The sequence below is a fragment of the Methanoregula boonei 6A8 genome, assembly GCF_000017625.1.
In the GTDB taxonomy this organism is placed as follows: Archaea; Halobacteriota; Methanomicrobia; order Methanomicrobiales; family Methanospirillaceae; genus Methanoregula; species Methanoregula boonei.
In genome coordinates this window covers 1,615,301-1,642,035 of the sequence record NC_009712.1, presented here as the reverse complement: position 1 = coordinate 1,642,035, position 26,735 = coordinate 1,615,301, and the positions used below count along the sequence as shown (strand labels likewise).

27 protein-coding genes are annotated in these 26,735 nt (G+C 56.1%); 10 read left to right on the top strand and 17 right to left on the bottom strand.

The genetic code is table 11. The annotated features are described in order from the left end of the window. Positions 1-70 precede the first annotated feature (70 nt). A complete protein-coding gene (locus MBOO_RS08225) occupies positions 71-2,569 on the bottom strand; it encodes a DUF3656 domain-containing U32 family peptidase (RefSeq protein ID WP_012107132.1) in 2,499 nt (832 codons plus the stop codon). A 121-nt stretch (positions 2,570-2,690) separates the two neighbouring features. Next, positions 2,691-3,227: a small multi-drug export protein gene (locus MBOO_RS08220; RefSeq protein ID WP_048068397.1), complete on the bottom strand. Its 537-nt coding sequence runs from the start codon at positions 3,225-3,227 to the stop codon at positions 2,691-2,693. Between the two features lie 99 nt (positions 3,228-3,326). Between MBOO_RS08220 and MBOO_RS08215 the strand changes: the two genes are divergently transcribed. After that, positions 3,327-3,956, top strand: a complete 630-nt coding sequence (locus tag MBOO_RS08215; protein WP_012107130.1) for a type I 3-dehydroquinate dehydratase — start codon at positions 3,327-3,329, stop codon at positions 3,954-3,956. Between the two features lie 55 nt (positions 3,957-4,011). Here MBOO_RS08215 and MBOO_RS08210 read toward each other — a convergent pair whose 3' ends face one another. Further along, a complete protein-coding gene (locus tag MBOO_RS08210) occupies positions 4,012-4,941 on the bottom strand; it encodes an MBL fold metallo-hydrolase (protein ID WP_048068396.1) in 930 nt (309 codons plus the stop codon). Positions 4,942-4,971: 30 nt separating this feature from the next. Further along, positions 4,972-5,610, bottom strand: coding sequence for a DUF2284 domain-containing protein (locus tag MBOO_RS08205; RefSeq protein WP_012107128.1), 639 nt, complete (start codon positions 5,608-5,610; stop codon positions 4,972-4,974). A gap of 123 nt (positions 5,611-5,733) precedes the next feature. Between MBOO_RS08205 and MBOO_RS08200 the strand changes: the two genes are divergently transcribed. Continuing rightward, a complete protein-coding gene (locus tag MBOO_RS08200; RefSeq protein ID WP_012107126.1) occupies positions 5,734-6,342 on the top strand; it encodes a TetR/AcrR family transcriptional regulator in 609 nt (202 codons plus the stop codon). Positions 6,343-6,544: 202 nt separating this feature from the next. Here the strand turns inward: MBOO_RS08200 and MBOO_RS08195 are convergent, their stop codons facing one another. Beyond that, the gene (locus tag MBOO_RS08195) at positions 6,545-7,996 is read right to left on the bottom strand and encodes an MFS transporter (protein ID WP_012107125.1); all 1,452 of its coding nucleotides are present in this window, start codon (positions 7,994-7,996) and stop codon (positions 6,545-6,547) included. Positions 7,997-8,114: 118 nt separating this feature from the next. Between MBOO_RS08195 and MBOO_RS13125 the strand changes: the two genes are divergently transcribed. Continuing rightward, positions 8,115-8,717, top strand: coding sequence for a hypothetical protein (locus MBOO_RS13125; protein WP_012107124.1), 603 nt, complete (start codon positions 8,115-8,117; stop codon positions 8,715-8,717). A 26-nt stretch (positions 8,718-8,743) separates the two neighbouring features. Here the strand turns inward: MBOO_RS13125 and aroC are convergent, their stop codons facing one another. Genes aroC through MBOO_RS08150 form a run of 8 tightly spaced genes read right to left on the bottom strand, consistent with a single transcriptional unit; the run spans position 8,744 to position 16,563 of the window. Next, complete coding sequence (gene aroC / locus MBOO_RS08185; RefSeq protein WP_012107123.1) at positions 8,744-9,730, bottom strand: chorismate synthase; 987 nt, start codon at positions 9,728-9,730, stop codon at positions 8,744-8,746. Continuing rightward, positions 9,727-11,169 carry a shikimate dehydrogenase gene (gene aroE, locus MBOO_RS08180; RefSeq protein WP_232385592.1) on the bottom strand — a complete coding sequence of 481 codons (1,443 nt, stop codon included), beginning with the start codon at positions 11,167-11,169 and terminating at the stop codon, positions 9,727-9,729. The genes aroC and aroE overlap by 4 nt, the downstream gene beginning before the upstream one ends. Continuing rightward, complete coding sequence (aroA, locus tag MBOO_RS08175; RefSeq protein WP_012107121.1) at positions 11,112-12,377, bottom strand: 3-phosphoshikimate 1-carboxyvinyltransferase; 1,266 nt, start codon at positions 12,375-12,377, stop codon at positions 11,112-11,114. Before aroA ends, aroE begins: the two co-directional genes overlap by 58 nt. Beyond that, positions 12,374-13,168, bottom strand: coding sequence for a prephenate dehydratase (locus tag MBOO_RS08170; protein ID WP_012107120.1), 795 nt, complete (start codon positions 13,166-13,168; stop codon positions 12,374-12,376). Before MBOO_RS08170 ends, aroA begins: the two co-directional genes overlap by 4 nt. Continuing rightward, a complete protein-coding gene (locus MBOO_RS08165; protein ID WP_048068395.1) occupies positions 13,165-13,989 on the bottom strand; it encodes a prephenate dehydrogenase/arogenate dehydrogenase family protein in 825 nt (274 codons plus the stop codon). The genes MBOO_RS08170 and MBOO_RS08165 overlap by 4 nt, the downstream gene beginning before the upstream one ends. Positions 13,990-13,991: 2 nt before the next feature. Next, complete coding sequence (locus tag MBOO_RS08160) at positions 13,992-14,981, bottom strand: 3-dehydroquinate synthase II (RefSeq protein WP_012107118.1); 990 nt, start codon at positions 14,979-14,981, stop codon at positions 13,992-13,994. Further along, on the bottom strand, positions 14,982-15,764 hold the full coding sequence (locus tag MBOO_RS08155) for a 2-amino-3,7-dideoxy-D-threo-hept-6-ulosonate synthase (RefSeq protein WP_012107117.1): 783 nt from the start codon (positions 15,762-15,764) through the stop codon (positions 14,982-14,984). It lies immediately after the preceding gene. Between the two features lie 10 nt (positions 15,765-15,774). Further along, on the bottom strand, positions 15,775-16,563 hold the full coding sequence (locus MBOO_RS08150; protein WP_012107116.1) for a 2-amino-3,7-dideoxy-D-threo-hept-6-ulosonate synthase: 789 nt from the start codon (positions 16,561-16,563) through the stop codon (positions 15,775-15,777). A gap of 481 nt (positions 16,564-17,044) precedes the next feature. Between MBOO_RS08150 and MBOO_RS08145 the strand changes: the two genes are divergently transcribed. After that, on the top strand, positions 17,045-17,488 hold the full coding sequence (locus MBOO_RS08145) for a ribonuclease HI family protein (RefSeq protein WP_157677643.1): 444 nt from the start codon (positions 17,045-17,047) through the stop codon (positions 17,486-17,488). Between the two features lie 165 nt (positions 17,489-17,653). On the opposite strand, the gene MBOO_RS08140 is transcribed toward MBOO_RS08145, so the two are convergent. Then, positions 17,654-18,214 carry a flavin reductase family protein gene (locus MBOO_RS08140; RefSeq protein WP_012107114.1) on the bottom strand — a complete coding sequence of 187 codons (561 nt, stop codon included), beginning with the start codon at positions 18,212-18,214 and terminating at the stop codon, positions 17,654-17,656. 837 nt (positions 18,215-19,051) lie between these two features. On the opposite strand from MBOO_RS08140, the gene MBOO_RS08135 reads away from it, so the two are divergent. Continuing rightward, complete coding sequence (locus MBOO_RS08135) at positions 19,052-20,188, top strand: CBS domain-containing protein (protein ID WP_012107110.1); 1,137 nt, start codon at positions 19,052-19,054, stop codon at positions 20,186-20,188. A gap of 83 nt (positions 20,189-20,271) precedes the next feature. On the opposite strand, the gene MBOO_RS08130 is transcribed toward MBOO_RS08135, so the two are convergent. After that, positions 20,272-21,183, bottom strand: coding sequence for a DUF3821 domain-containing protein (locus tag MBOO_RS08130; protein ID WP_012107109.1), 912 nt, complete (start codon positions 21,181-21,183; stop codon positions 20,272-20,274). Positions 21,184-21,605: 422 nt separating this feature from the next. On the opposite strand from MBOO_RS08130, the gene MBOO_RS08125 reads away from it, so the two are divergent. The 4 genes from MBOO_RS08125 to MBOO_RS08105 all read left to right on the top strand — a co-directional run bounded on the left by MBOO_RS08125 (position 21,606) and on the right by MBOO_RS08105 (position 24,334). Beyond that, positions 21,606-21,938: a hypothetical protein gene (locus MBOO_RS08125; protein ID WP_012107108.1), complete on the top strand. Its 333-nt coding sequence runs from the start codon at positions 21,606-21,608 to the stop codon at positions 21,936-21,938. Continuing rightward, complete coding sequence (locus MBOO_RS13120) at positions 21,917-22,765, top strand: PAS domain S-box protein (RefSeq protein WP_012107107.1); 849 nt, start codon at positions 21,917-21,919, stop codon at positions 22,763-22,765. The genes MBOO_RS08125 and MBOO_RS13120 overlap by 22 nt, the downstream gene beginning before the upstream one ends. A gap of 365 nt (positions 22,766-23,130) precedes the next feature. Next, positions 23,131-23,418, top strand: a complete 288-nt coding sequence (locus MBOO_RS08110) for a hypothetical protein (RefSeq protein ID WP_232385591.1) — start codon at positions 23,131-23,133, stop codon at positions 23,416-23,418. Between the two features lie 568 nt (positions 23,419-23,986). Then, complete coding sequence (locus MBOO_RS08105; RefSeq protein WP_048068391.1) at positions 23,987-24,334, top strand: hypothetical protein; 348 nt, start codon at positions 23,987-23,989, stop codon at positions 24,332-24,334. Positions 24,335-24,467: 133 nt separating this feature from the next. Here the strand turns inward: MBOO_RS08105 and MBOO_RS13565 are convergent, their stop codons facing one another. Together MBOO_RS13565 and MBOO_RS08090 are read right to left on the bottom strand one after the other, a co-directional pair. Continuing rightward, positions 24,468-24,992, bottom strand: coding sequence for a cupredoxin domain-containing protein (locus MBOO_RS13565; RefSeq protein ID WP_012107104.1), 525 nt, complete (start codon positions 24,990-24,992; stop codon positions 24,468-24,470). A gap of 238 nt (positions 24,993-25,230) precedes the next feature. Continuing rightward, positions 25,231-26,124 carry an SAM-dependent methyltransferase gene (locus MBOO_RS08090; RefSeq protein ID WP_012107102.1) on the bottom strand — a complete coding sequence of 298 codons (894 nt, stop codon included), beginning with the start codon at positions 26,122-26,124 and terminating at the stop codon, positions 25,231-25,233. 261 nt (positions 26,125-26,385) lie between these two features. Here MBOO_RS08090 and MBOO_RS08085 point away from each other — a divergent pair, with 261 nt between their 5' ends. Beyond that, positions 26,386-26,619, top strand: coding sequence for a hypothetical protein (locus tag MBOO_RS08085; protein ID WP_048068388.1), 234 nt, complete (start codon positions 26,386-26,388; stop codon positions 26,617-26,619). Positions 26,620-26,735 lie beyond the last annotated feature (116 nt).

Sequence of the window (26,735 nt, the reverse complement as noted above, 5' to 3'; positions counted from 1 at the left end):
GTGGAAATGCTCCTCGTGCATGAGGTGTTTATTCCCGGGTCCATTCAACCTTTCGCCCGCATGCCGCTGGCTATTCTCCGGTAAGTCCCCTCTGGTAGTGGCCTGCGGTAATGCCCCCAAGGGCGATCGCTTTTGCCCGTTCGCGGAGAGCGGCAACGTTGCTTCCGGTACTGCCCGGTAATGCCATAGCGATCGCTTCCCGGTAGATGCCGACCATCTCTCCTGCATAGGCTGCAGTCCGCCCCCGGGCATCGATCACAAAGCCACGAATCCCCTGCCGGACAAGGTCCGGTACCGCAGCCACAAGGCAGGTCTCGGCAGCATTGAAGATATGGCCCTGGCAGGTACTGTCGGTCCGGACCGGCAGGAGATGGCCGGTCCCGTCCCGGATCCCATACCACCTCCCTTTGGAACAGGGCCCGGTACCGCCATGGCACCGCTCCAGAGGGGAGATGAGACAGTCGCCGGTAACCATGGCCTCAAGATTTCCCTGCGCAAATACTGCAAGCGCCGGGCCCTCCCCGTGAGCGTGTGCGAGGTCTTCGATCTCAGTTGCGGACAATTCCGGCGAGAGCGTGAGCAGCGTAAAGGGCAGGGTCCCAAAAGCCCGGGCGGTCTCCGCATTGAAAACGTTAAGCCCGATCGAGCCTGCCAGTTCCATGCCCGGCACGGCATCTGCAACTGCAATGGCCGCGCCCGGGTTGTCTGCCATGCAGGTCCGCAGGCCTGCTGCGTACAGCCGCGGCAGGACCTGACGTATAAGCATGATCTCTGCTTCCCGGGTGATCCGGGGCAGTTTCCAGATAAGCCGGGTGTCCTGTGCCTTGCAGAGGTCAAGGGCTGAATCGATCGCGGCTGCCAGCTCCGGCTCCGTTCCCTTTCCGCAGGGTTCATAGCAGATTGTTCCTGCCCCGGCCTGTACACCGGCTTCAATCGCCTCAAGGTTGTCTGCCCAGAGAATTATTTCCGGTGTGCGCCCGGCGCGTTCCGTGGATATCGGTGCTGTTTTTCCCGTACGCCACCGGTCCAGGCGCCGCTCTGCATCTTTGACGGCTTTTTCCCCGGGGCGCGAGGCCGCCACAAGGGCTGCCTCTGCCCGGGCAAAAAACTCCCGCCGGACCCGGTTGATCTCCCGGACCGGGGCAAAGCGGGTGCCGTCATACTCAAGCGCCAGGTCCGAAAGGACAAAGGGCGTTCCCCCGGTCTTTTCGAGCTGCCCGGCCAGCTGCTCCCGGGTAAGCGGGCGTGTCTTTGCCGGTTCGAGCCGGAGCTCCCCGGCCGCAGATATAACCACCGGCGCTTTTCCCGGAGGGTACAGGATTCCGGTAAGGGTGAGGTCCCCGTCCGGGCTGACTGCGGCAGCAAGCGCTGCCGGGACCGGGTGATGCAGCAAGGGATTTTCCTGTTTTACGATCTGCCGGGCCCCGGCCAGGAGATCGATCGAAGAGGTGAGACAGACCTGTTCTCCCTTCTCTGCCGGGCGGGGGACAAACAGTGCGATCCCCTCCGGAAGTATGACCGGTTCGGTATTGAGGGAAAATCCCCACTCCTTCTCCGGGCTTTTTGGAAGAGAAAAGAGGAAACCGTCGCCGGGGCGAAGGGTTACGGGCTTGTCCGGACATATGATTGCCACCCTCTTTATTGGGTCATACCTGATGACCGTACCGATAAGGACCCCGCGGTTGTCCGGCCGGTCCCGGGCCATGATTTTTCCTTTTTTGTCGCCAAAGAGATAGCCCCGGGTGAAACCCCGGTTGAAGGCAAGGGCAAGATCGCGGATCTCATTTTCGTCCGAAACAAAGGTACCGGCAGCCGCAGCATCGAGTGCCCGCCGGTAGGTCGAGACCACGATTGCCACGTACTCTGCCGATTTCATCCGGCCCTCGATCTTGAGGGCTGCTACCGTGGAATCCACGAGTTTTGGAATATCCCGGTACGTGCAGAGGTCCTTTGGCGAGAGGAGATACTGACCTGGCACGGGCATGTCTTTTGGATCAACAGGCCGGCCGTACCGGTCTGTCTGTGCCGTAACAAGGGCATAGGGTTTCCGGCACGGCTGGGCGCACATGCCCCGGTTCCCGCTCCGCCCGCCGATCACCGATGAGAGGAGGCACTGGCCGGAATAACTGTAGCAGAGGGCCCCGTGGGCAAAAACTTCGAGCCCAACGCCGGTATCTGACGTGGCCCGGGCAATCGCCTCCACTTCATGGAGGGGCAGCTCACGGGCAAGCACCACACGTGAGAACCCCATCGTGTGCGCCCACCTCACCCCTTCGGCATTATGGATCGTGAGCTGGGTTGAGGCATGGAGCACGAGATCCGGCACGATCTCCTTTGCAAGCGCTGCAAGACCTGCATCCTGCACGAGCACCGCATCCGCGCCGGCCGCGTACAGCCGGACCAGGTACGCAAGTGCTTCAGGGAGCTCCCGGTCATGGATCAGCGTGTTGACCGTCACATACACCCGGACCCCCCGGGCATGGGCATATGCGATCGCCCCTGCGATCTCTTCTTCGGAGAAGTTCTGCGCGAACTTCCGTGCCCCAAACCGTCTGCCGCTCAGATACACTGCATCGGCACCTGCAGCAATGGCTGCAGTAAATGCCTCATTTGACCCGGCCGGAGCGAGCAGTTCGGGGATCTGTTTTTTCCGGGAGGCATTCGTGTCACCGGTCAGGGATGCGGCAGGTTCAGCGGAAGAGATAGTGGATCACCCCCAGCGTGGCAAGGGTCGTGATCGCGGCGGCAACGCAGTACCCGGCCATGGTGATCGCAAAACTGCGCCACTTGTTCCAGCCAAAAAGCCATGAGACCGGGGCACAGAGGTACACTCCAATGATGATCTCGGCAGGAAAAAGGCCGAGGATCCCGTACCGGTCAAACATCTTCGAGCGCGTGGCAAGCGAGTGGATCCATGCAAGGAACCGGGCAACTCTCCCCGAGGCAGTCCCGATCGTGTCGAGCAGGCCAAAGAGGCCAAGGAAGATCCCGGCTTCGATGCTTGTGGCAGCGGCAAATACGTACTGTGCCGGCAGGCCAAGGCCGATCCCAATCGGGATGGAGCCGTACTCGATCACAAAGGCACTTGCGACCAGTGCCCCTGCAGCAGCAGGGGAGAGCCCAAGCATCCAGGCCCCGCCGAGCGGGAGGATGAATGCAAGAAGGGCGCACCACCCGATTGCCCCGGATGCGGGCCGGAGCACTGCCATGACTGCCGGATATTCCATAACGCTTGTGCTGTAGTTCGACCCGGGAGGGGATAAACCGGTATCATGGGAATATTTTTGGCGCATCTTTTTGTGGCGGGGCGGCAAACCGGATGACAGATGCAGATCGTAGCCTCACTTACCGACCCCTCGCAGGCTGCCACGGCCCAGTCGCAGGGAGCAGACCTCCTTGAGCTCCGCTTTGACCTGATGGAAGGGGACCCGGTGGATATCGCGAGGCGGTGCAGAGCGATCTCGAAGCTCCCTCTTATTGCCACCTTCCGCTCGGCACTGGAAGGCGGGCGGTACTTCGGGAGCCCGGAGGAATGGGCCAAAAAGATCGCCCCGGTCCTCCCGCTAGTGGATTACGTAGATATAGAGCAGCAGTTTGCCCGCAAATCCGGCCTGGTAAGGGAAGCCGGAAAAGCGATCATCGCTTCGCACCACACTGCCGAGATGCTCCCGCTCCATGTCCTTTTTGTGCTCGAACAGGAGCTCCGGGCGTACGGCGACATTCCCAAGATCATTGTTACCCCGCATAACGAGGACGAGCTCATCGATCTCATCGCGTTTACCCGTGCAGCAAAAAAACCGGTCTGCACCGGGGTGATGGGGTCGGCATTCCGGTACGCCCGGGCCATCCTCCCGCTCTTTGGCTCGGAGCTCGCGTACTGCCATGCCGGGGTGCCTGCCGCAGAAGGGCAGTACTCGGTTGCAGAGTTTGTGGCATTGATGAAAATGCTCTCCTGATCGTTAAAAAGAACATTTTTGACCGGGAAAAAAGGGGGACCCCCGGGATAGGATCCTAAAATATGTATCTCGTTCCGACTGTGTTCAGGATACATTTTTCCGGCATTGCGGCCATGAATTGGTTGATCGCATCCCAGCCGGTGCAGTGCATCGGTACTACGTAATCGGGATTGATCTCTTTTATTGCAGCAACGGTCGGTTGGATCCGTGGCGCAAAGGCCGGGCCGGTGAGGTGGAACCCGCCAAGCACTGCATGGACCTTTTCTGTTCCGGTGATCTTCTGCGCGTATTTTACGGTGTTTGCGATCCCTGCATGGGCACAGCCGCTCAACACGACAAGACCTTTGTCTTTTACCTTAATGACAATTGCCTGGTCATCCCGGATCGGGTCTGGAAGCCATGCGCTTTTATCAAACATCTCCATGCCCGGCATCCCGGTTTCGAAACTGGTTGTTCTCTCTATCTCGCCTGTGACCAGCAGCCGGCCGGCGGCGAGCGTGGATGGCCCTTCACGCCCGAGGATATCGGCCCCGGCCTTCTTGAGCGCTACGGCATCTATGCCCGGCAGCTCTGCGATGCCGTTTTTGCCGTTTATCCTCCGTGCCAAAAATGCATCCGGGTGGAGGACAAGCGGCACCTGCCGGCCCGCACCGCTGACAGCGGCAGGCAGGCCCCCAATATGGTCGAAGTGGCCATGGCTCAAAACAACTGCCTCGATCCCGCCAAGGGGGATTTTGAGCTGCCGTGCGTTCCAGGCCATGCATTCCCGCGAGAGCCCGGTATCCATGAGGATTGCGTGCTCCTGCTTACCGGAAAAAACCCGGACAAGGCAGGAGAAACCGTGCTCTGCCATGAGGTGCCGGCAGGGATCGAACAGGAGCCGGTGATCAACAGGTGTTGCCTGAGGTACGAAGATATCGATATAGTTGTCCACAAGGACCGTGATCTCCGTGCGGTCCGCGGCTTTGAGTGATACATTGGTCATGGATATCATCTCTTACAGGTGTGATTTTTTTTAATCGATAAGAAGGAGCGCCATGAGCTCAGGGTGCCCTTTGACCGGGAATGTTATCGGCATTTTCGCTTTTGCCGCGGTTGCGACCATGTTTATGCCCACAGCGTGCTCGGGGATGCGGGCCTGCGTGGGGTGGATACAGAGCCCACCCTTGACATTGCAGGTCTCGCAGAGCCGGCACGAGCCATTGACGAAAGCAAGAGCGAACGGATTACCCGCGTTGAATGCGAGGCGTTCGAGTTCGAGCATCATGGGCGCAAACGATCCGGTGCCGTTGAAGTGATCCTTCCAGAATTTTTCTGCTGCTACCTTCATGTCGGCCGGGGCCGTCGGATCAAGCCAGTACTTGTAGATCGAGCAGATCACGTCAGGCTCCGCTTCTGCCGGGGATATGAATTTCACAAGCAGGGCGTACCGGTACTCGGACAGGATATTTCTGAAATTGTCCGGGGTTGGGACGTACGGCGGACAGGTGAGTTTTTTACCGTACCCGATGCAGCCGGCCCGGCACTTTAAGGTCACACGGTTTTCGACAATTACGTCCGATGCGGGAATCACCTTTGCGTCAGCGGCCCCGAGCCGGCATGCCGCTTCCACGAGGAAAGCAAATTTTTTGTTATGTGATTCTGCGAGTTCCATAATCTCACATACCCTATTGCAAAATAACATACTAATTAGAATGTATAAATACCAAACGGTTTGTTTTTCATCCGGATGCCATGTTTTTTAACGCTCCGTGCTCAAACGTGATTACGAGGAGCAATGCCCAGGGTCGTCCCGGAGTACAAGGAAGATGCAAAGCGCCGGATCATTGCTGCGGCAATCGATGTGATCGCACAACGCGGCTGCGAAGGTATGACTGTTGACGATGTGGCAAAAAAGATCGGTGTGACCAAGGGCGCGGTCTACTGGTATTTCCCAAGCAAGGAAGAACTCATGACCGCGGTGCTCGACTCGCTCCAGGCAGAGATCAGACAGGTCACGTACGAATCCTTCTACAACCGGCCTGCCGAAGACCTGCTCATGCAGATCTTCGACCGTTTTGCTGTTGTCGACCCAAAGAAGCGGGTGGTGTTTTTTGATATGCTCACCCTCGCAAACCGGAACTCGCAGGTGCGGCATGCCATTCGGGAATATTACGACGGGCTTGTCGCGACCTTCGAGAGTGCAGTCACCCGGGAAAAGAAGAAAAAATTCATCCAGACGCAGGCAGATCCACACCACCTCGCCCTGATGCTTGCTGCCCTCTACTCCGGGCTCCAGAACTACGACATGCTCATGATGCATCAGGACGAACTCAGGGAGCTCTGGAGGGAAGGGGTCAGGATCCTGCTAAAGTCCTCGTATTCGGGAACGTACGGTGAGAAATGAGGTTGAGAGTCTAAAAAAATTCCGATACCTCCCCTCTCCATGTGGGGCCGTTTTTGTGCCGGTGGGATGTTTACCCGGTATTTTTTTTAGAGAATCACGTCAGGATATATCATATCCGGCCCGGCAACGCGACAAAAACCGGATTACCGGTATTTTTCCTCAATCCCGCATAATACCTGGGAGTCCAACGGCTAACCGCCGGTCAGGATCTTTCCTGATCGGTATCCGCGGGTGCAATGTCCCGTGCATGCCAGGCAAAGAACACCGCAACAAGACTGAGTCCTGCGGCAAGGAAGAACGCCGCCTGGAACCCACTTGCGAGCGCCGGCATCGGGACAGAGAATGGATCGTGTACCTGCCCTACGGCTTCCGCGGCAATCAGCGTCTCGGAGAATGCGATCTGGAAGATCACGATCCCAAGGATGATGCCGGTATTCCCGAGCGCCTTCATGACCCCGGATGCAGCGCCTTTCATATCTACAGGGCTGTGGTCCATGATCAGTTTTGTATTGGGGACAATGAATACCCCCCGGGTAAGTCCAAGGATGACGAGTGCGAGGACTGCCATAATGAGCGTGATATCCTGAGTAAACCCGGCAAAGAACAGGTACACCGCCGCCGATCCTGATGCACCGATGAGACAGAGTGTCCGTGCACTGAAACGGTCGGTTAAGATGCCCACCACCGGGGTGGAAAGGAGCATCACGGCAGCGGGCACGATGACAACGAGGCTGGTGAGTGCATAGGAATAGCCCAAAACAAGGGTCATGTAGAACGGGAAAAGGAAGACCGGGCCGTTGATGACCAGCTTCATGAGGAAAAACGAGATATTCGCACTGGTGAAATGCCGGTTCCGAAACAGGGAGAGCTCAAAGGCCGGGTCTTCGGTCGTACTTTCGTACACGATCGCAAGCGTCCAGAAAGAAAACGTGAAAATGACAAGGCCCGCCGTGATGAGACTTTCAATTCCAAAAACATTCACCGAACTGATGGCAAGGACAAGTGCAAGGGTGGCAAAGGAAAAAAGGCAGGCCCCGAGAAGATCGAACTTCCTTCCCTTTGCAGTCCCTTCGCCCGCCGGGAGAGTGAACCAGCCGGTTGCAATGATCGCTATCCCGACCGGCACCAGGACAAAAAAAATCCAGCGCCAGGAAAGCGTACCGGCGATTGCCACACCGAGCGTTGGCCCGAGGATGACCCCCAGTACCGCCGCTCCCGAAAGATAGGCAAATCCCCGCCCGTGCCAGGCTTCGGGAACATGGCAGGTAACATACGGGGTGACAACGGCCGCTACCATCGTTGCACCTACGGCCTCGATGATGCGGAAAAGGATAAGCTGGTTTACCGTATCCGAGAGACCGCAGAGAAGCGATCCCAGGGCAAATGCAGCAGTGCCGAAAAGAAACACCCTGCGATATCCCCATACGTCGCCAAGTTTCCCAAAAAAGAGGAACAGTCCCGAGAGGACCAGAAGGTATACAATAACAGAAGCGGAGGCAAGGCCGGTGCTTGTGTGGAGATCGCCTGCCACCTGCTGGAGCGGGACGGTGATGCAGCTCGCCGCAAAGGCGCCAATAAGGGCGCCAAGGGAGATGAGGGCGAGGTTGAGCCGCCAGTACCGTTCAGGGGCGGCTGCCCCGGGCCGTGCATCCATACACACAAAACTCGTCCTGCCGGCTATATGATGGTTTCAATGGCGGTTTTTGTAATCGTGACGGACCGGGAAATACCGCAACAACCATGTGGGTGGGAAAAGAGAAGTACACATCGACATGGTACTGGACCGGTTCACCGGGCGGGTGAGGGTGCTCATTATTTTCTGCTGCATCCTGCTCGCGGTGGCTGCTGTTATCGTTACCATCGGGTTTACCCAGCAGGTACAGGTAAGAAAGCAGCTGCTCCAGACCGAACTTAAGATCACCGCCGGCCAGATCGCCGCCCAGGTAAACGGCGACGGGCTGCTCTCCTTAAAGCCGGGTGATGAAGGATCGCCGCTCTACCTCTCGTTTGCACGGACGATTTACGATGCACGCATCAATAACACGCATATCAGCAATGCGTACATCATGCGGGTGGATAACGGGAATATCACGTATGTCATCGACGATTTCTACCTTACGCACGGTCTGGACTCATCGGTTGCACGGATCGGGGACCCGACAACCGAGGACCAGCCGGTGCTCCTGGCGGCGCTCACCGGGCCCCAGAGTTCCCCGGATATCTATACGTCAAAGTGGGGATCGTTTCTCTCGGGGTATGCCCCGATCCGGGACTCGAATGGTACGGTTGTCGGCATCCTTGGAGTGGACGAGACTGCCGATTTTGTCAACCAGTACGAGTATGCCAATGTGTTCAATCTCGTTGAAGTGACGTGAGGACAGGCGGCGTTAAAAAAAAAAGGTTACCGGTATTTTTCCTGCTCCAGCACCGCGTCGATGAGAACGAGGGCGAGCATTGCCTCTGCCACCGGGAGGATCCGGGGCACGATGCAGGGGTCGTGCCGGCCGCCAATCGTAATCGTTGTTGCGTTCCCGTGGATGTCCCGGGTATGCTGGACTTTTGCAATGGACGGCGTGGGTTTTACCGCGATGCGCACCACGAGGTCCTGTCCTGTGGAGATCCCCCCAAGGATCCCCCCGGCATGGTTGCTTTGAAATCCGGCTGCGGTCATCGGGTCGTTGTTCTCGCTACCGAAGCGTTCTGCCACGGCAAAGCCGTCGCCAATCTCAACACCCTTGACCGCGCCTATCCCCATCATGGCCGCTGCAATGCCTGCGTCAAGTTTCCCGAATACGGGATCACCCAGGCCCGCTGAGCAGCCGGTGGCCGTGATCTCCGCGATCCCGCCCACAGAATCACCGGCAGACTTTGCCCCGAGGATCTCGTTTTCGATATTCTGCGGATCGGTTTTGCCGTGCACGGCCACGATCCGGCCCTGGACCGCGATCCCTTTTGTGGCCAGGTACTTCAGGGCCACCGCTCCTGCCGCAACCCGGCCCACGGTCTCGCGCCCCGAGCTCCTGCCCCCGCCGCGGTAGTCCCGGATACCGTACTTGGCCTGGTACGTGAAATCCGCATGGCCCGGGCGGAACTTCTCTTTTATCGTATCGTAATCGCGCGAGTGCATATCCTGGTTCCGCACAAGGAGCGCAATCGGGGTCCCCGTGGTCATCTTCTCAAATACGCCCGAGAGGATCTCAACGGTGTCTGCCTCGTCCCGTGCCGAGGAGAGGGGGGATGTGCCCGGGCGGCGCCGGTCCAGCAGCGGCTGGATGTCATCCGCGGAAAGTGCGAGCCGGGGCGGGCACCCGTCAATAACGCAGCCCACGGCCGGGCCGTGGCTCTCGCCAAAGGTTGTTATGCGGAAATTGCTTCCAAAGGTGTTCATGCCAGTATCTCCCGTATGGTGGTGTCGGGCACATCGATCCCAAAGAAGAGCCGGAACTGCTCCTGTGCCTGGTAGACAAAGGTCTCGGTGCCCAAAATGGTGGTGCAGCCTGCTTTTCGTGCTGCCGCGATCAGGGAAGTGACCGGAGGGGTGTACACAAGATCACATACGGTCATCTCCTTTTTGAGCTGATCGTCCCGGAGCGGGCTTCCTGTGTCCGGCTGCATGCCGATTGATGTTGCATTTACCACAAGGTCCGGGTTTGTGCGGTCGAAATCGTCCCATGCCCCAAAGCGGCAGCCGGTCCGTTCCGCAAGCGCCCGGGCTTTTTCCGGCGTCCGGTTCAGGATAATAATTTCCATATCGAGGTCCCTGAGCGCATAGGCTGCCGCAGCGGCAACTCCGCCGGCGCCAAGCAGTACAGCGCGGGAGCCGGAAAGGTGGGCAAGGGGTTTTCTGATCCCGATCCAGTCGGTGTTCCATCCGTACGCCCTTCCGCAGGCAAAGACCACGGTGTTTACCGCCCCGATCTTTTGGGCTGCCTCATCGATTTCATCAAGGTACGACATCACGTCCTGCTTAAAAGGGATCGTGACCGAAAGCCCTTTTGCACTGATGAGCCGGGCCATCTCCATGACAGGGCCGATTTCGGGCGCCTCAAACCGGGTGTAATGGCAGTTGAGCCGGTAGTGTTCAAAGAGCCGGTTGAAGAGAACCGGGCTTTTGCTGTGGCCGCAGGGCCAGCCGGCAACGCCCAAAAACCGGGTCTGCGGATCGTATCCGGGGCCAAGAAGTTTTCTTTCCAGTTCTTCCTTTTCAGGTGCCGGAAGCGGCGTTGCGGCAAACCAGCGGGCCGCAGTGTGGCGTGCCGTATCCGGGATGCTCCCTGCCCCAAGAAGAGTGAGGATCTTTTCGGCCGCCTCCCCGGCTGTTGTCCGGCCGGTGTCAATGCAGAAGTCGGCTGCTGCTGCGTAGGCCGGGCGGCGGTGCTTGAGCATTGCTGTAATCTCATCCGTGGGAGAAAGACTGGTCAGCGCCGGGCGGGGGGCATGTGCGAGCCGGTGCCCGATAACGTTTGGGTCAGCAGAGAGCAGCACGCAGACGCTCTCCTTTCGCAGATGCTCCATATTTGCCGGGTCCATGACCACGCCGCCCCCGGTGGCAATGATGGCGTCCCGGTCCGGGAGACCGGAGACGGCCTCACGCTCCCGTGCCCGGAACCCCGCTTCCCCGGAGTCGCGGAAGATCTCCGGAATGGTCCGGCCGGCCTGCTGCTCCACGAGCGCATCGGTATCGAGAAACGGTACGCCAAGTTTCTGTGCAAGTACCGTGCCAATCGCGGTCTTTCCCGTGCCGCGGTACCCAAAGAGCACGATCCTCTTCATTCCATCACCTTCGAGAGTATTTCCCAAAAACCGGGGAAGGACTTGTTTACGCATTCTGCACCGGTGATCGTGATCCCGCCGATCCCAAGGCCGAGCACGGCAAAGCTCATCGCGGTCCGGTGGTCGTTTACCGGGTCGATCCTCCCGCCGTGCAGGGTAGCCGGCTGGATTACGATACGGTCTCTTTCTGCGGTTACAATACCGCCCAGCATCCTGAGCCGGTCCGCGGTGACTGCGATCCGGTCGCTCTCTTTGAACTTCAGGTGGCCGATGCCGGTGATGATCGTTGGTGTCCTTGCCACTGCCGCCACCATGCAGAGTGTCTGGACCGTGTCGGGAGCCGAGGACATATTGATCGTGATCCCGGTAAGCGGGCCCTGGTTTTCCACGGTAACCCCATCGTGGGCATAGGTCACCTCGCAGCCCATCCGCTGGAGTGCATCAAGGAAAAGCCGGTCACCCTGCACAGAGTCCGGGGCAAGGCCGGCTACGGTCACTTTGCCCCCGCAGATCGCAGCAAGCGCAAAGAAGTACGAGGCAGAGGAGTAGTCCCCTTCAACAACAAACGTGCGCCCGGTGTAATGGTTGCAGTTGCTGACCAAAAACCGCCTGTAGCCCTCGCGCCGGATCACGGCGCCAAAGTCCGTCATAACCCCGGCCGTGATGTCGAGGTACGACTGCGACGCAGGAGTCCCTGTAACGGTCAGGTCCACCGGGCCTTTTGAATACGGTGCCGCCATCATGACCGAGGAGGCAAACTGACTGCTCTGCGAGCCGTCAATTGTGGCAGTCCCGCCAAGGAGCCGGCCCCCGATGGTGACCGGGGGATAGCCCTCTTTTTTGGTGAAGATGACCATTCCCCCGAGGTCGTTAAGCGTGTGGGCAAGGGGCCCGAGCGGGCGCTCCTGCATCCGGGCGCTGCCGGTGAGCGTGACCGGGTAAGTGGCGAGCAGGGCTGCCGAGGCAAGCAGGCGCAGCGAGGTGCCGGAGTTATCCAGGTCAAGCACTGTTCCCGGTGTATTTGGGAAGGATCCATCGCAGCCTTCCAGCATGATATTGTGCTGGTCGGCGTGGATCGCAACACCGAGTTTCATGAGCGATGCAATGGTGAGTTTTGTGTCATCGGCCATGAGCGGGCGGACAATCGTGCTTCTCCCTTGTGCAAGCGCTGCTGCTATCAGGGCGCGGTGAGTGTAACTCTTGGAGGGCGGGGTGGTGACGGAAAGTTCGATCCCGCTCCGGGCCGGGAGGGTGACGATCATGGCGGCACCCCTATCCGCGGGTAGCACCCGAGGTTGCGGACCGTGGTGATCGATTCGAGTTCGGAAAAAGCCTCGTCTGTTGATCCGTTTACCGCGTAATCCAGGAAGAAGACGTACTTCCCCATGCCCCGCTTTGACGGGCGGGACTCGATCCGGGTGAGGTTGATCTTTCGTTTGGCAAAGACCCCGAGAAGCTCGTACAACAGCCCGGCCCGGTCGGTGTCGGGATCGATGAGGAGGCTGCACTTTCCTGCCCGCGGGGCCGGTCCGGGGTTTTTTGAGATTTTTACAAACCGGGTCGTGTTCTCTTTGTTGTTCTCCACATGTTCCATGATAACAGGGATATGGTAGATGCCTGCTGCCGAGACCGAGAGAATAGCCCCGGCGTTCGGGGTCTTTTTGGCCTCAATCGCGCTTTGCGCATTGCTGCTTGTGTGGATCACCGGCACCTCCTTTAACTCTTCGAGCCACGTGCTGCACTGCTCATGGGTCTGCGGATGGGCGTAGATGACACGGATCTTTTCGAGCGGGACAAGCGAGGCAAGGTTGTGGTGGATGGGCATGTACATCTCCCCGGTAATGGAAAGGGAGTACCGGGAAAGACCGTCCATGGTCTCTCCCACCGCGCCGGCCTCGGAGTTTTCGATGGGGACAATCCCGTCGCCCCGGCCTGCTGCAACGCCGGCAAAGACAGAATGGATGGTGGGTTCGAGTACTATTGGGTCGCATTTGAGCCGGAGCGCAAGCTCGTGGGAGAAGGTTCCTTCGGGGCCAAGGGTGAGTACGGTCATTTCTTCACCATGCATTCGATCAGGGTGTCGGTGAGCACCTGCCCGCGTTTGCAATAGGTGCCAAGGTGCTCCGTGTCCCGGGAGAAAAACTCCGCGAATGCTTCGGGATCGCCGGAGGCAACAATGCCTGCAAGGTCGGCGGCCGCAGCCCTGCACGCGGCAAGGACTTCGGGCACAAACGGGTTTTCCTGCAGGATATCTGCGTAGAGCGCCGGGTCCTGTGAGAGGAGCCGGCCCACAAGCGAGAGCTCGATCTGGTACACCGGGCTCATGAACGGTTCGGTCTTTTCTATGTCCACGCCAAGGCGGCGGATAGAGTCGGCCATGCAGATCGTGACAAAGTGGGTGAGCCCCTGGACGATCGCCATCATCCGGTCATGCTCCTCCGGGGTTGCAATCGTGCAGACTGCCCCTTCGCGCAGGAAAATGTGCCGGAGATCGGAGAGCGTTGTCCCGGTAACCCGCGCCGGGCACATCACAATGGTCTGGCGGGCAATGGATGAGACGGTGGGCCCAAACATCGGGTGGAGCCCGATCACCTGCGCTCTGGATGTGAGCATTGCCGCTACCGGCGCCACCTTGAGCGAGGTGAAGTCGCAGAGGACCTGGCTTTCGTTCAGGAGCGGGGCAATCTCTTCGATCACCCGGATTGTGTCGCGGATGGGGATCGAGACAATCACGAGATCGCAGGTTTCCGCGATCTCTGCGTTTGTCACCCCGGTGGACCGCCCGGATACGATCACCTCATAGTCCGCCCGCTCAAAAACAGGGCGGAACAGTTTTCCCATCTTGCCGGTGCCGCCGATGATGCCTGCCTTCATGCTCATTTCTCGCGGATCGTCTCTTTGACGGCCATGCCAAAATGCCTGCCGCCTTCAAGGGCACAGCCGAGGATCTTATTCCCGGGTGCAAGGTTCACGACCGAGATCGCGCTCCCGTCGGGGGCCACCAGCCGGATTGTCTCTGCGTTCTGGAGGATGAGGCTTGCCTTTGCCCCGCCTTCGGCTGTTGCCTCGACAAGGAGGAGCGGCCTTCGCTCAATTTTCGTCCGGCCCACGATCGCGGACCTCCCTGCGCCCTTGTGATCAGAGACGAGCACCTGTCCGCCAATACTGAGATCGGCAAGGTACGCGGTCTTCCCGTCCGGGAGCAGGATGTAGGCATGCACGGCGCCGGCGTTTACCCGGAACGGGCGGGGGGCCACATACGGGTTTTCGAGCGTCTCCGCATGGACAAGAAGCATGGCAGACGAGGTGTTACCCATCAGCATACCGTCGCCATCGGCAAGCATCGAGCAGGTGTCCACGCAGACCCGGTCGCCCATGCCCACGGGATGGATCTTTGTAACCGTGAAGGGAACGAGCTGCACGCTGCCGGAGGTGCTCTTGACAAGCGCAGCAACGGCTTTTACCACCGCAGGGTCGCTGGTCTTTAAGAGGATCCCGTACACGCCCTTTTCGAGTACGTGGATGGCAAGCTCTGCCTCGTGCACGTTTTTTACCTCCGCAATGATCTTATCCGACTGGGCCACCAGGTTTTCGAGCGGGATGACCGTCCAGTCGCTCGTGGTCACGATCACGATCCTGTTTTTGCCATTCGCTGCCGCCTCGTTCTCGCTTGCCTTATCCGTGATCGTGCACTCGATCACGTCTTTCCCCGGGACAAGATCGCCGTCCGGGGCAACGGTCGTGATCCGGCCAAGACGCTTTACATCTGCTGCCTTCTCTGCCACCACCGCATCCGCACCGCTCTCAATGGCGGTGGTCACAACATCCTTGTTCCACGGCCGGGCATCCACCCAGAACTGCTTCATTTACGGCTGCTCCAGCGCCTTCTTTGGATCAACGTTGTGATGGACAACGCGGCAGATGGAGTGGACAAACGCACGGGTGTTTTCGCGCTGGAACGCGTTTCGTCCCATGCAAACGCCCGCACCGCCGGCAGCAACCGAGTCCCGGATCATCTCCAACGATTCAAGGTCGCTGCACTTTTCGCCGCCTGCCACAAAGACCGGCACCGAGCAGGCTTTCGTGATCCGTGCAAATGCCTCGGGGCTGCCCGGGTACGTGGTCTTGATTAAGTCAGCGCCGAGCTCTTCAGCCACGCGTACACAGTGGCCCACGGTCTGCGGGGATGACGGGTCGATGCCTTTGCCCCTCGGGTAGATCATCACGAGAAGCGGCATGCCCCAGCGGTTGCAGTCCCGGACGATCCTTGCACCGTCTTCGAGCATCTTGGATTCATTGGGCGCACCGAGATTGATGTGGATAGAGACCGCATCAGCGCCGAGCGCGATTGCCTCTTCGACCGTGCAGACCAGCACCTTGTCATTCGGGTCCGGGTTGAGCGAGGTACTGCCCGAGAGGTGCACAATCAGCCCGATGTCCCTGCCGTGCTTGCGGTGGCCGCGCTTGACCATGCCCTTGTGGAGCACGATCGCGTTTGCGCCGCCCTCGCTCACGTCTGTGATCACTTTGGTCATGTCCAGCAGGCCGTCAATCTGGCCCATGGAAAAACCGTGGTCCATGGGAATGATCACGGCCCGTCCCGTGTTCCGGTCAATGATCCGTTCGATCCTGATATCTTTTCCAATCATGACTGCCACCTTACCCGAGGATTTTGAGCGCTTCTTCCACGCTCTTGTTCTGGTGCACGATACAGGCCGCTGCCCGGACAAATTTGTCCGGGGTCCGGTGCTGGAAGGCATTGCGGCCAATCGAGATCCCGGCCGCACCGCCTGCCATCGCGCCTTCTATTAATTCCAGTGTTGTGCGGTCATCCGTCTTTGAACCTCCGGCAACCACCACCGGCACCGGGCAGCCCCGGGTCACTTCGCGGAAGGACTCAGGGTCGCCGGTGTACACGGTCTTTACAATATCAGCGCCGAGCTCCGCTGCTACCCGGGCCGCGAGCTTGACCTGGTCGAGATCGTTATTCGTCTTGATGTTCTTCCCGCGTGGGTACATCATCGCAAGGAGCGGCATCCCCCATTCCATGCACTCGACTGCGACCGTGCCGAGATCGGAGAGCATCGTTGCCTCGGACTCGGCGCCGATGTTCACGTGCATCGAGACCGCATCGGCGCCCATCTTGAGCGCATTCGTGACCGAGTTCACGAGCACCTTCTCGTTTGGGTCCGGTGCAAGTTTCGTGCTTGCCGACAGGTGCAGGATAAGGCCGATGTCCCGGCCGCCCTGGCGGTGGCCGTGCAGTGCAAGGCCCACGTGGCCGATCACCGCGTTTGCCCCGCCGTCCGCGATCAGGTTCACGGTCTGGCCCATATCGATCAGGCCCGGTATCGGCCCGTCAGAGACCCCGTGATCCATTGGCACGATGATCGTTTTTTTCGTATTGCGGTTCATGATCCTTTCCAGGCGAATTTCCTTTCCTCTCATAATTTTACCACTCCTTTTTTTTAAACAATCAACAATGGGTGAATCAGTAACTCTCAATCAACAACAATCAGCAGCGCCCCTTCGAACCAATGCATGATCAGCGGCGAAGGGGCTTACCGGTACCAGGGATAATACCCAAAACCGAAACAGCTAAAACCAAAATAGCCGGAAGCGCGATAGCACAGGCTCGTCACGCTTGGGTTTTCAGAAACGGAACTGTTCATGCTCCGGACGGTGCTCTCGCTTTCAGAGATAAAGACATTCCCGAGGGAAAAAACCCTCACGGGTGCGGACGCATCCTTCCTGCATGATCATTTGTATGGAACTGGGGGTATATAATGGTGTGTGCTAATGTGTAGCATGGTGGGGGGATTCAATGAAAACAGGGAGACGAACTTCGCGGTACATTATTTCAAACCTCGATGTGTGGTGAGTTGTAATCCCGTCACCTTTTTCCCTCATGCTGCTCTCGTTCATGGTAATGTCTGGTTCTCATTCAGAAAAGTCCGCCTCTCCCACCCTTACGGTGTATACTGATGGGGCCTCGCGGGGAAATCCGGGGCTCGCGGCATACGGGTTCATCTTTGTCAGGAATAATGAGATTATCTTTGAAGAAGCCAGAACGATCGGAACGGCCACCAATAATACTGCTGAATATTACGCGATCCTGTCGGCACTAAAAAAGGCAACTGAATTTGCCAGTGAATCAATACTTGTCTATTCCGACAGCGAGCTCGTGATAAAGCAGATCAATAACCAGTACCGTATCACAAAACCACATCTTGCCCAGCTCCGGGCAGAACTTGCGCTCTTAGAAAAAAATTTTACTGATCTTCATTTCCGGAATGTACCCCGGGAAAATATTTTTATCCGGCGTTGTGATGAACTCTGCAATCGGGCTTTGGACCGGGAAACGGAGGTGTGAGCCCGGGATTTACCGGGACCGGATCCTGAGAGGATAGTTCCCTTCCGGGGCATGGCTGGAAGTCCCGGCCCCCCCCCCTTCCGGGCTGCCTGTTGCCCGGTAAGAAACGTGAGGGTCCCGGACCCGGCAACAACGCAGCAGGTGGTGGGGGGGATAATCCCGATCTTACTTTTTCCGGTATTTCTTTCCGGCCGAGAATGCCTTTTCGACCTGTTTTCCGATATCGAAATAGGTGGACTGGGAAAGTAAGATCGGGTTTATCTTTGCGACATCCGGTTTTTTGTCAGTTATGCAGCCCTTGTCGGCGTAGACCTCGACAACCTCGCCTATATGCAGCAGGTGGCTCCCGCAGTCAATGGCTTTGAAGAGTTTGCACTCGATATTGACCGGGCATTCCTCTGCCATGGGTGCAGTTTTCAGCGTGCCGTAGAACGACCCAAAGACCCCGGACTTGTCCTCCGTGGCCCCGGATACAATACCGCAGTAGTCGGTCTCAACTGCCAGCCTGGCTGACGGTATATTCAGGCTGAATGTCTTGTTCTCACCAATTCCCTTCACCGTGTACCGGGCCTTGTTGAGCGCAACGCAGACCATGGGCGGAGCTATGCAGGCGATCGTTGCCGCCCCGGCGGTCATGTAGTTTGCTTTTCCGTCCACATTTGCACCCACGATCACCGTGGGCAGGACACTCATATACGGCATCGGGCCGAGCGTGATTTTATCCATGATTCCTCTCTTTGCTGCTGTTTGTACGGGTGGAGGTTAAAGGTATCTTTGGAGGATCCCGACAGCCTGACGGGATTTTGTGGAAAAACCGGTGAATTATACATTTTAACAAACGGGAAACCTGCAGAAGTTTCCCGGCATCCCCGGATAAAAATTCCGAAAAGAAAGACAACAAGGACGGGAAACTTATCGGCAGGATGGAAAAGGACCTTGCAGCCCTCCGGGATGCCCTGTTCTGGGCCAGTACCCGGTCCAGGGAAAAATAAGCCCAAATCGGGCTCCGATTCCCTTTTTTGGATCCGGACCTGTTCCGGAAAAGCCCGTAAAACGCTCCGTTTCAGTTCGCGTGAAAAATAAGCCCGAATTGGGCTCCGTTTGCCGAAATTCGCCCGATTTCGATGTCAGCTTTTGGCCACCAAGGGCCCTGGAATCGAGGCAAATTTTGACCTGTGCTTTTTCCCATCCGATACCAGAAAAGGCCAAAAAAGGCCGAATTTGAGGAAATTTTTTCCGGGGGAGGGGGTGGAAAAACAGGAGTATCCGATAAGGATGTAGGTTATGCTTCTTTTGCATCATGCTCTTTTTACACTCCGATAGCTACACTGATTTCAAAGACTCAGGTATCTGTTCCTGTTCCCGGGGGGTACGATGTCGATTTATTTCACCGCCCGGCAGGGAGAGAAGGGTACTCCCTCCCCCCCATGGCTCTGTTACCCTGAAGAGGGATCGGATATTTTATCGGAAGTGAAGAAATTCAATTAATCCCTGACCCGTGGAAAGGGCTAAAAAAATGGCCATATCTAAAAGTATAACTTCCCGGGCGATTATCCCTGCATAATGAACGGCTCCTATAAGATTGGACGGCTCTTTGGCATTCCTGTTCTGATCCATTTTTCGTTTCTGATTGTTATCCCCCTTTTAGCGTGGATCATCGGAATCCAGATCGCACTTACCACAACTACGATCCAGTATATTTTCCAGGTTCCCATAGATACCACCCTGATCACGGCGGGATTCATGCCATGGATCCTCGGCACCATCGTCGCACTCGGGCTTTTTTTGGGAGTTCTGGTCCACGAAATCGCCCATTGCATTGTTGCCAGGAAAAAGGGTGTGAGGATCCAGAGTATCACCCTGCTCATGTTCGGTGGTGTCTCCCGGATGGAGGAAGAAGGAGTACCGGATCCGAAAGTTGAGCTCCCCATGGCACTGGTCGGGCCATTCACCAGCCTTCTCTTCGGTCTCGTATGCGCCGGTCTCGTCTACCTTGTCCCGGGAATGACCCCTTATCCCGCGATCGCCGGCATCCTCATTTTTATCTTCGGGTACGTTGCCGTGCTTAACATCCTTCTCTTTGCATTTAACCTGATCCCGGCATTTCCCATGGATGGCGGCAGGGTACTCCGGGCGGCACTGGCACAACGAATGCCCGTCCACAAGGCGACCCGGATTGCTGCCAATATTGGTAAGGGGTTTGCCATTATTTTTGGCATCATCGGCCTGTTATTCTTCAACCCGTTCCTGATCCTTATCGCACTTTTTGTCTACATCGGGGCAGGCTCGGAAGCAACCATGGACCAGTTCACCTACCTGTTGCACAACGTTACGGCAGAGAGCACGATGAGTTCTCCGGTAACGTCCGTGACACCGGCCCTCTCACTTTCAAAGGTGGCAGAGATGATGCTTTCCACCAAGCACCTAGGTTTCCCGGTTGTCGAACATGACAAACTTGTAGGAATGATCACGCTTGTGGATGTGAACCGTATCTCACCGGCCGATCGCGAGGCAAAGCAGGTCCGCGACATCATGACCCGCGATCCGGTTACCCTTCCGCCATCTGCACCGGTCATGGACGCCTTAAGAATCATGTCAGCCCGCAATATCGGGAGGATCCCCATAGCTCAGGACGGCAGGATCATCGGTATTGTCACCCGTTCCGATATCCTGAAAGTGGCCGAGCTCAAAAAGGCATGATCACCGGTATTATTTTTAAGAATCGGCCACGTGTTTTCCTTTTATCTGCATACAAGGAAAAAATGGGTAAACGAAAAAAAAATTCAGGAAGTCTCCGGAATCACCGGGTTACGGGGTACGGAAATACTGACCGTTGCGGGCTGGCTGACGGTCTTACCGGTGTATGTTGCGCCGCCATTTTGATAGTTATCATACATGCCGTTAAGCCGGGAGCGGGCGGTAACGGTGTACACACCGGACGGGTAGGCATTTTGTCCGGTCTGATCGACTGCACCGGTCGACCAGTTGGCTGCTGCGTTGGAGGATGACGGGACCTTTGCGTCCTTTGTTCCCCAGAACCACAACGGGAGATTGGCATTCTGAGACGTAAGGCTCGTAGCATCGGAACCCGTGCCGCTGAGCAGCTCAGTGTACGTGATGCCGGTGGGACCCTTTACCTGGAGATCGAAGTTACCCGCCTCGGCACCGGTAGCACTCTGGCCGCGTTTGGCCGGGTCAAGTGCAGACTGCATGTTCGTGCTGATACGGAACGCAAGGTAATCTCCCCTGTGCACCGTACCGCCGGTTACTGTGGTTGCGGTGGAAAGATCCCAGATGTCGAGAGAGACACGGGGATCCTGTACCGAGAAGAGTGCAGGCCCGCCGTCCCACATTCCATTCTTCATACCATACCAGTTGCCCGGCCAATTCCCAAAGGCAGCAGGAGAGACATAAAAAGATCCCAGGTCAAGGTTACTCAAACGGTAGGATCGCGCAGGTGCAGAGGTAGCAGGCGATGCTGCGGACGCCCACCAGCCGATCGCGTCGTCTGACTTCAGGAGCGGGTCAGATGCGGTTAAGTTGTTCAGGTTCAGTTGCTGTTCTCCAATAAACACTGTCGCACCCGGGACGGTAATCGTGTTGTTGATAGCATAGCAGGTTGCCGATACGGGCACTGCTGCGACAAGAACCAACAGACCCAGCGTACAGAGTGCAAACATAGATTGTCTGGTCATGTGTTTCCTCCCTATCCCTATCGTTACGGCCTGTATCTGGCGTCCGCAGTTAACGGGTTTATTTCCCCGAAGGGAAAATCCACTCCCCGCCGCAGATGAAAACAGCACCGGGATTTTATGAGCTAACATCGCATGCCGGAAGAATAAGGCCGTCGTTGAGTGAAAAAAATTTGCAGTCACCGGGTCAAAAAAGGAAACGGGGATTATACCCGCAATCCCGTATATTTCAACGCATGGTTCGGCCAATCGGATGATAGCCGAAAATATCTGAATATACAGCCCTTCACAGCACGGTAACGTCTGCGGGTGGCGATATATTTCCCCGATAAAGGCTTATTGCAACCCCCAAAAAGACGTAACAAGGCCTACTCTCATGCCGGATCGGACATTTGGGAGCACAGGGCCCGTAGAGAGATCCGCCGGTGGACGGGCAGGAGATCCCAAAACAGGCAAAAACAGGTTTTTACTCAGGAACTCTTTCACCGGAGTGGCTCATCAGGGTGGTGTTTATTATCCCGAATGCTGATTTCAGTATATTAATTCCTGTGAAAAGTGTACCCCGGTTAAACAACATCGGGGTTTTTTACCCTGAAAAAAATCCGGGTCCCGCCGATATGGGTCTCATGAATCATCACAGGAACGCAAAAGCCGGCCGGGAAAGGGGTGTAAAATCTCCCCGGGCACCAATGATAACCTGTGAGAGAAGAAAACCAAAAGCAGGCATGTGGTCCTTATGGGCGAAGAACGAGATCTGAGTGAAAGGAAACCTGGCGACCCGTCATCCGGCCTTCGTGATTTTGGCGGGAACTCCGATCAAATCCCGACAAAGAGAGAAGTGGCCGGCACCATGGAAGATGCGGTCTTCTTAGAGCCGGGTGACGAGAACACTCAGAATATCATACGGGCGATCTCCCACAAGACTGCAGGGGTTGTGGTTCAGCTCCTGTCCTCCGAAGGACCGCTCAGCCTGTCTGATATTGCCAATCGGCTTGAAATATCCATGAACGCTGCCAAGTATCATATCGTGAATCTTACAAAAGCCGGAGTTCTGGAGATCTCCAGGACCCGGTACAGCGTTAAAGGGAAAAAAGTCAAGATTTACCAGGTGAAAAGCCAGGTCTTTCTCGTTTCCCCTACGGTGACCAGTGCCGATCAGCTCAAAAAAGCAGTAATGAAACACCGGGCTGAAATCGGGGAACCGGTCCGGATAATCCTGAAATGGGATAAATCCGGGAAAATAACCTACTTCAATGAATCCGGCCACCGGTTTTTCGGCTTTGATCACCACGAAGTTATCGGAAAACCGCTGGTGGGAACCATTGTCCCGGACAAGGAATCGGGTTCAGAACGCGATCTCGAATACATGATTGAAAATATCCTCACGCATCCGGAAAATCACCAGGCCAATGAGAATGAGAATATCACCAAAGACGGTACCCGGGTCTGGATCCGGTGGAGTAACAAACCAATCTACGATAAAAAAGGCGAATTGATCGGAATGTTTAGCATCGGTACGGACATGACTGAGCACAAAGCAGAGGAAGAATCGATCTTCCGGGCAGACAATGATACCCTGACCTGAAAATCTCCCCAAGCCTCACAAAGGGGCTTTAAGGTAATCCCCTGTCTCGTTTCTTACAAGGATGTTCCTTGTGCCTCCCGGTTCCGGAAAAGCACGAATCAGGTAACCGTTCCGGCCCAAAGGTCCGTTCAATCAGTACATACCCGGTCCTGCCCGGCAAAACTGAGTTCCCCGGAACTCTCCTTTGCGTACTCCCGATCCGGAAAACAGGGGTTTCCTTCATGTATCCTATGGATTTTTTAGCAGAAAATTCCCCCGGGGCTTTTTTTTATTTTGTAAAAATCCTGTAAACCGGCAATGTATTAGTAGCATTTTGGCAAAAAGGACCAAAAAAATATTTAATGAATAATCTACAATTTTTTCCCATGCCACGAGGACGACCCAAAGGATCAAAAAACCTGAGCGTGTACGAACAGGGAAAAGTCAGAAAAATCCGTGAGAACCTTGCAAAGAACGGGATTGGGGATTTTGATAAACTCCGGGATGCACAGGTCCTTCATAATATCCATGTCAGCACGGATGGAGAGGTTTTTGTAAAGTACGAAATCTCCCGACACCCCCGGATAAAAAATTCCGAAAAGAAAGAGAACAAAGGCGAGAAACTTATCGGCAGGATAGAAAAAGACCTCGCAGCCCTCCGGGAAACCCTGTAGCAGGGTAGTACCGGGGTCAGGGAAAAATAAGCCCGAATAGGGCTCCGATTCCCTTTTTTTGGATCCGGACCGGTTCCGGAAATGCCTGTACATGGCTCTTTTTTACTTCGCGGGGAAAATAAGCCTTTTATCGGCCCCGTATGCCAAAATACGGCTGATTCCGATGTCAGCTATGAGCCACCAGGGGCCTTAAAGCCGAGGTTAATTTTGACCCCTGTTTTTACCCGTCTGGTCACTGAAACGCCAAAAAAAAAGCCGAATATGAGGATCTTTTCCGGAGTGGGTTACAAAAAACGGGCAAATCAAACCCGGTTTTGTTTTCCCTGGAATGGGGCGGGTTACCATCGGGATCTATTCCCGCTTTGCCCGACTCCCCGTCGTCCTTGATCTGGCCGGCTCTTCTACTGGTCCCCAAGCAGATTCTCCTCTTCTTGTAAAGAAAATCTGCCAGGATCACAGTTAATCCAAAATACTATACAAGACCTGTTGCAGCAATCAGAACTAATTTATGTGACGGTAAAGAAAGGATGTTTTTGTTGTGGTACGGCAGGGAGGCCGAAAAAATCTGATGACCAACGTAATTTCAGACAGTATCAGTTCCGGGATCGGGGATACGGAGAATGAAACTCAGGCGTATGCACTCGAGGTTGGCGGGAAGTACGCGGTGATAATGCCCGACCCGGAAAATACGGACAAAAAGCTGGTTATCCTTTTTACCAAAACCGGCAAAAAAGTCATTTTCCGGCACACGTCAGTTCCCCGGGGGAGTAAGGTTGTCGCATTCTTTTTGGATGGCAACCCCCCGATTATCGTTAAATGTGAAGAAATTCTGGACAACGAGCCGGAAGGAATACCCCTGCTGGATCTCCCCACGCTTGGTTCCGGTTCCGTGAGAACCTGGCTTGGAACAAAGTAACCGGTTTTTCAAAATCCGTTTTTGTGCAGGCACCAGAACCTCACATTGAAAAGATCCGGCCCGGGGGAAATGGCCCGGAGCACGAAAGCTGCCCTTTGGGAAAAAAACCAAAAAGAGTGGATAAGGATCTTAACTACGCTGAGTGATACGTTGTTGTACCGGAAGGCGGCTGGACGATAATGGTCCCCATCACTGAGGCATTGTCTGCCAGACCATAGTAAAGGATCCCCGATTTTATACCAAATGTGTACGGGAATGCTGAACCCGGGATAATCTCACCTGAGTTGAACGTGCCGGTGCTGTTACCGATGCCTACGATCGTGTGGGTGACATTGTCATTGTTCGCAAAGAAGACACTGGTGCCCGGCAGGACGATATCGGTTTCAGGAGTGAACCCGGCGCTCGTCAGATGGATGATCGTGACCATGGATGCCGGGGTGGGTGTGGCCTCCCAGGACAGGGTTTCCTCAGCAGTAGTGTTTACCGGTACTGTGGTTGCAATCGTTGTGGGAACGGCAGTTGTCACCGTTGTGACCGCAGTAGTTGCCGGAGCAGTTGTTGCGGTTGTGGTCTGTACTGAAGGCGATGCGGTCTGGGTGCAACCGGTGACCGCCACCAGTGCGACAAGAAGGACGATAAATCCCATGAGCAGTTTCATATAGTGTATACTAAATTTTCCACAATAAATATATTTACCCGTTTTTACGGCCAAATCCCGTGCAAATCCAAAAACAGAACCTGGATTGTTGTATTCGAAATGATCCGGCCACGTATTCTCCCCGTAATGGGGTGCTGATACGTTCACGGGACCCGGGGATTGTCCCCACGTATTGTTATACGATGAAAATTCTTAGGGAAAATCTCATTCTCTAAAAAAAAGGAATTCCCGGTTTCTTTTACCGGTCCCCTCTTACTGCATACATAAACGATGACGTAGTGAGGAGTTCCCGTCCTTCCTTTTTCCGGTTGAAATACAGGCCACGGTACTCCTCCCCGGTTGTAATCCTGAGCCGGGAAAAGCCCCGGGCGCGGAGGAATGCTCCCGGGCCTTCCTTTGGCATGGAAAACAGGATCGGTTCGCCATGCCGGGCGGTATGGTTCCCGAGATCTTCTCTCATCTCCCGGGATGAGGCATCAGTGTCACCGGTCTCTGCCGGATAATCAAAGAGCACGGCACTGTTTTTGCCGGAGTTATTGACCACAAAGGACAGGATCGCATCAATGGCCGTGGGAGTGAGGTACATGATCAGTCCTTCCATGACAAACAGGGTCTTTTTCTCCGGGGAATACCCGGCTTCCAGCAGACGGCGGCCCCAGTCCTGCGTCTCAAGATCCACCGGGACATACACGACATCTTTGGGAAGCCCTCTGAAAAGTTCCTCAATCTTCTCTTTTTTTACCTCCTGGGTATCGGGATGATCGAGTTCAAAGACCCGCACGCGGCCCTTAAACTCCGCGATCCGGTACGCCCGGGTATCGTACCCAGCACCCAGGATCACCAGCTGTTCGAGCCCGGTCTTTGCCGCAAGAGTAATGACATCGTCAAAATGCCGGGCCCGTGCAGCAATATAATTCCGGAGCCCGGGGAAATGGTTGTCGGTATATTCTGTCAGCTCGTCAAGGTGATCGGGATCAGTAAACCGGATCGCATACGGATCGTAGCATACCCTCTGATCCTCCTGCAGCGCTGATTCGGCTGCCCGGAATGCAGCCACCCGTTCCGCAGTCAGGCTGGGCCCGGACCGGGTGTGGTTCCCGGGGAGATCACGGGCTCTCTCTGCTTGTTCCATGAAAGAGTCTTTTTTTCCGGAAGATAATGAGGTTTCTTATTCCCGCTTTCCCACAGGATACATCCCGCCGGGAGCCGGGGCACTTCCCGTTCACAGGGATTAGAAGGATCTCCGGAAACCTGCAGTGTCACCCCGCCCGGCTAAAAAAAAACGTGCCAGCCACTGTTCTTCACCCCCGGATACATCAGCGTACCAGACAAAACCCAACATTGAATACATCCAGTGGAAAAATCACTTCTTCATCGCTGGTGAATTTTGCAGATGACCGACGATTGCTGGGATTTGCTCTATCGGGTGGGGGAAAGTCTCTGTTGTATCGGGATGGGTGTGCTCTTCCTCCTCTTCTGCGGGTTGAACATTACCTTTGGTTATACCGGTGAAGCAGCACACCTGATGCTTCTCATTTTCTTAGTTGGCGGGTTGTTCTTCCTGGCGTTGGGAATTTTCCTTACCATAGATTGCGGCAGACAACAGTCGGCCGGTGTAAAACAATAATCCCCCTCAGGCCAAAGTCCCCCGGCGCTACCGGGGCACAAAATTTCCTATTGAGTCTATAGTGCAGGGTATACCTCTCGTGACCGATCCGTCGGGAATCCTGAAATAATTCCCCG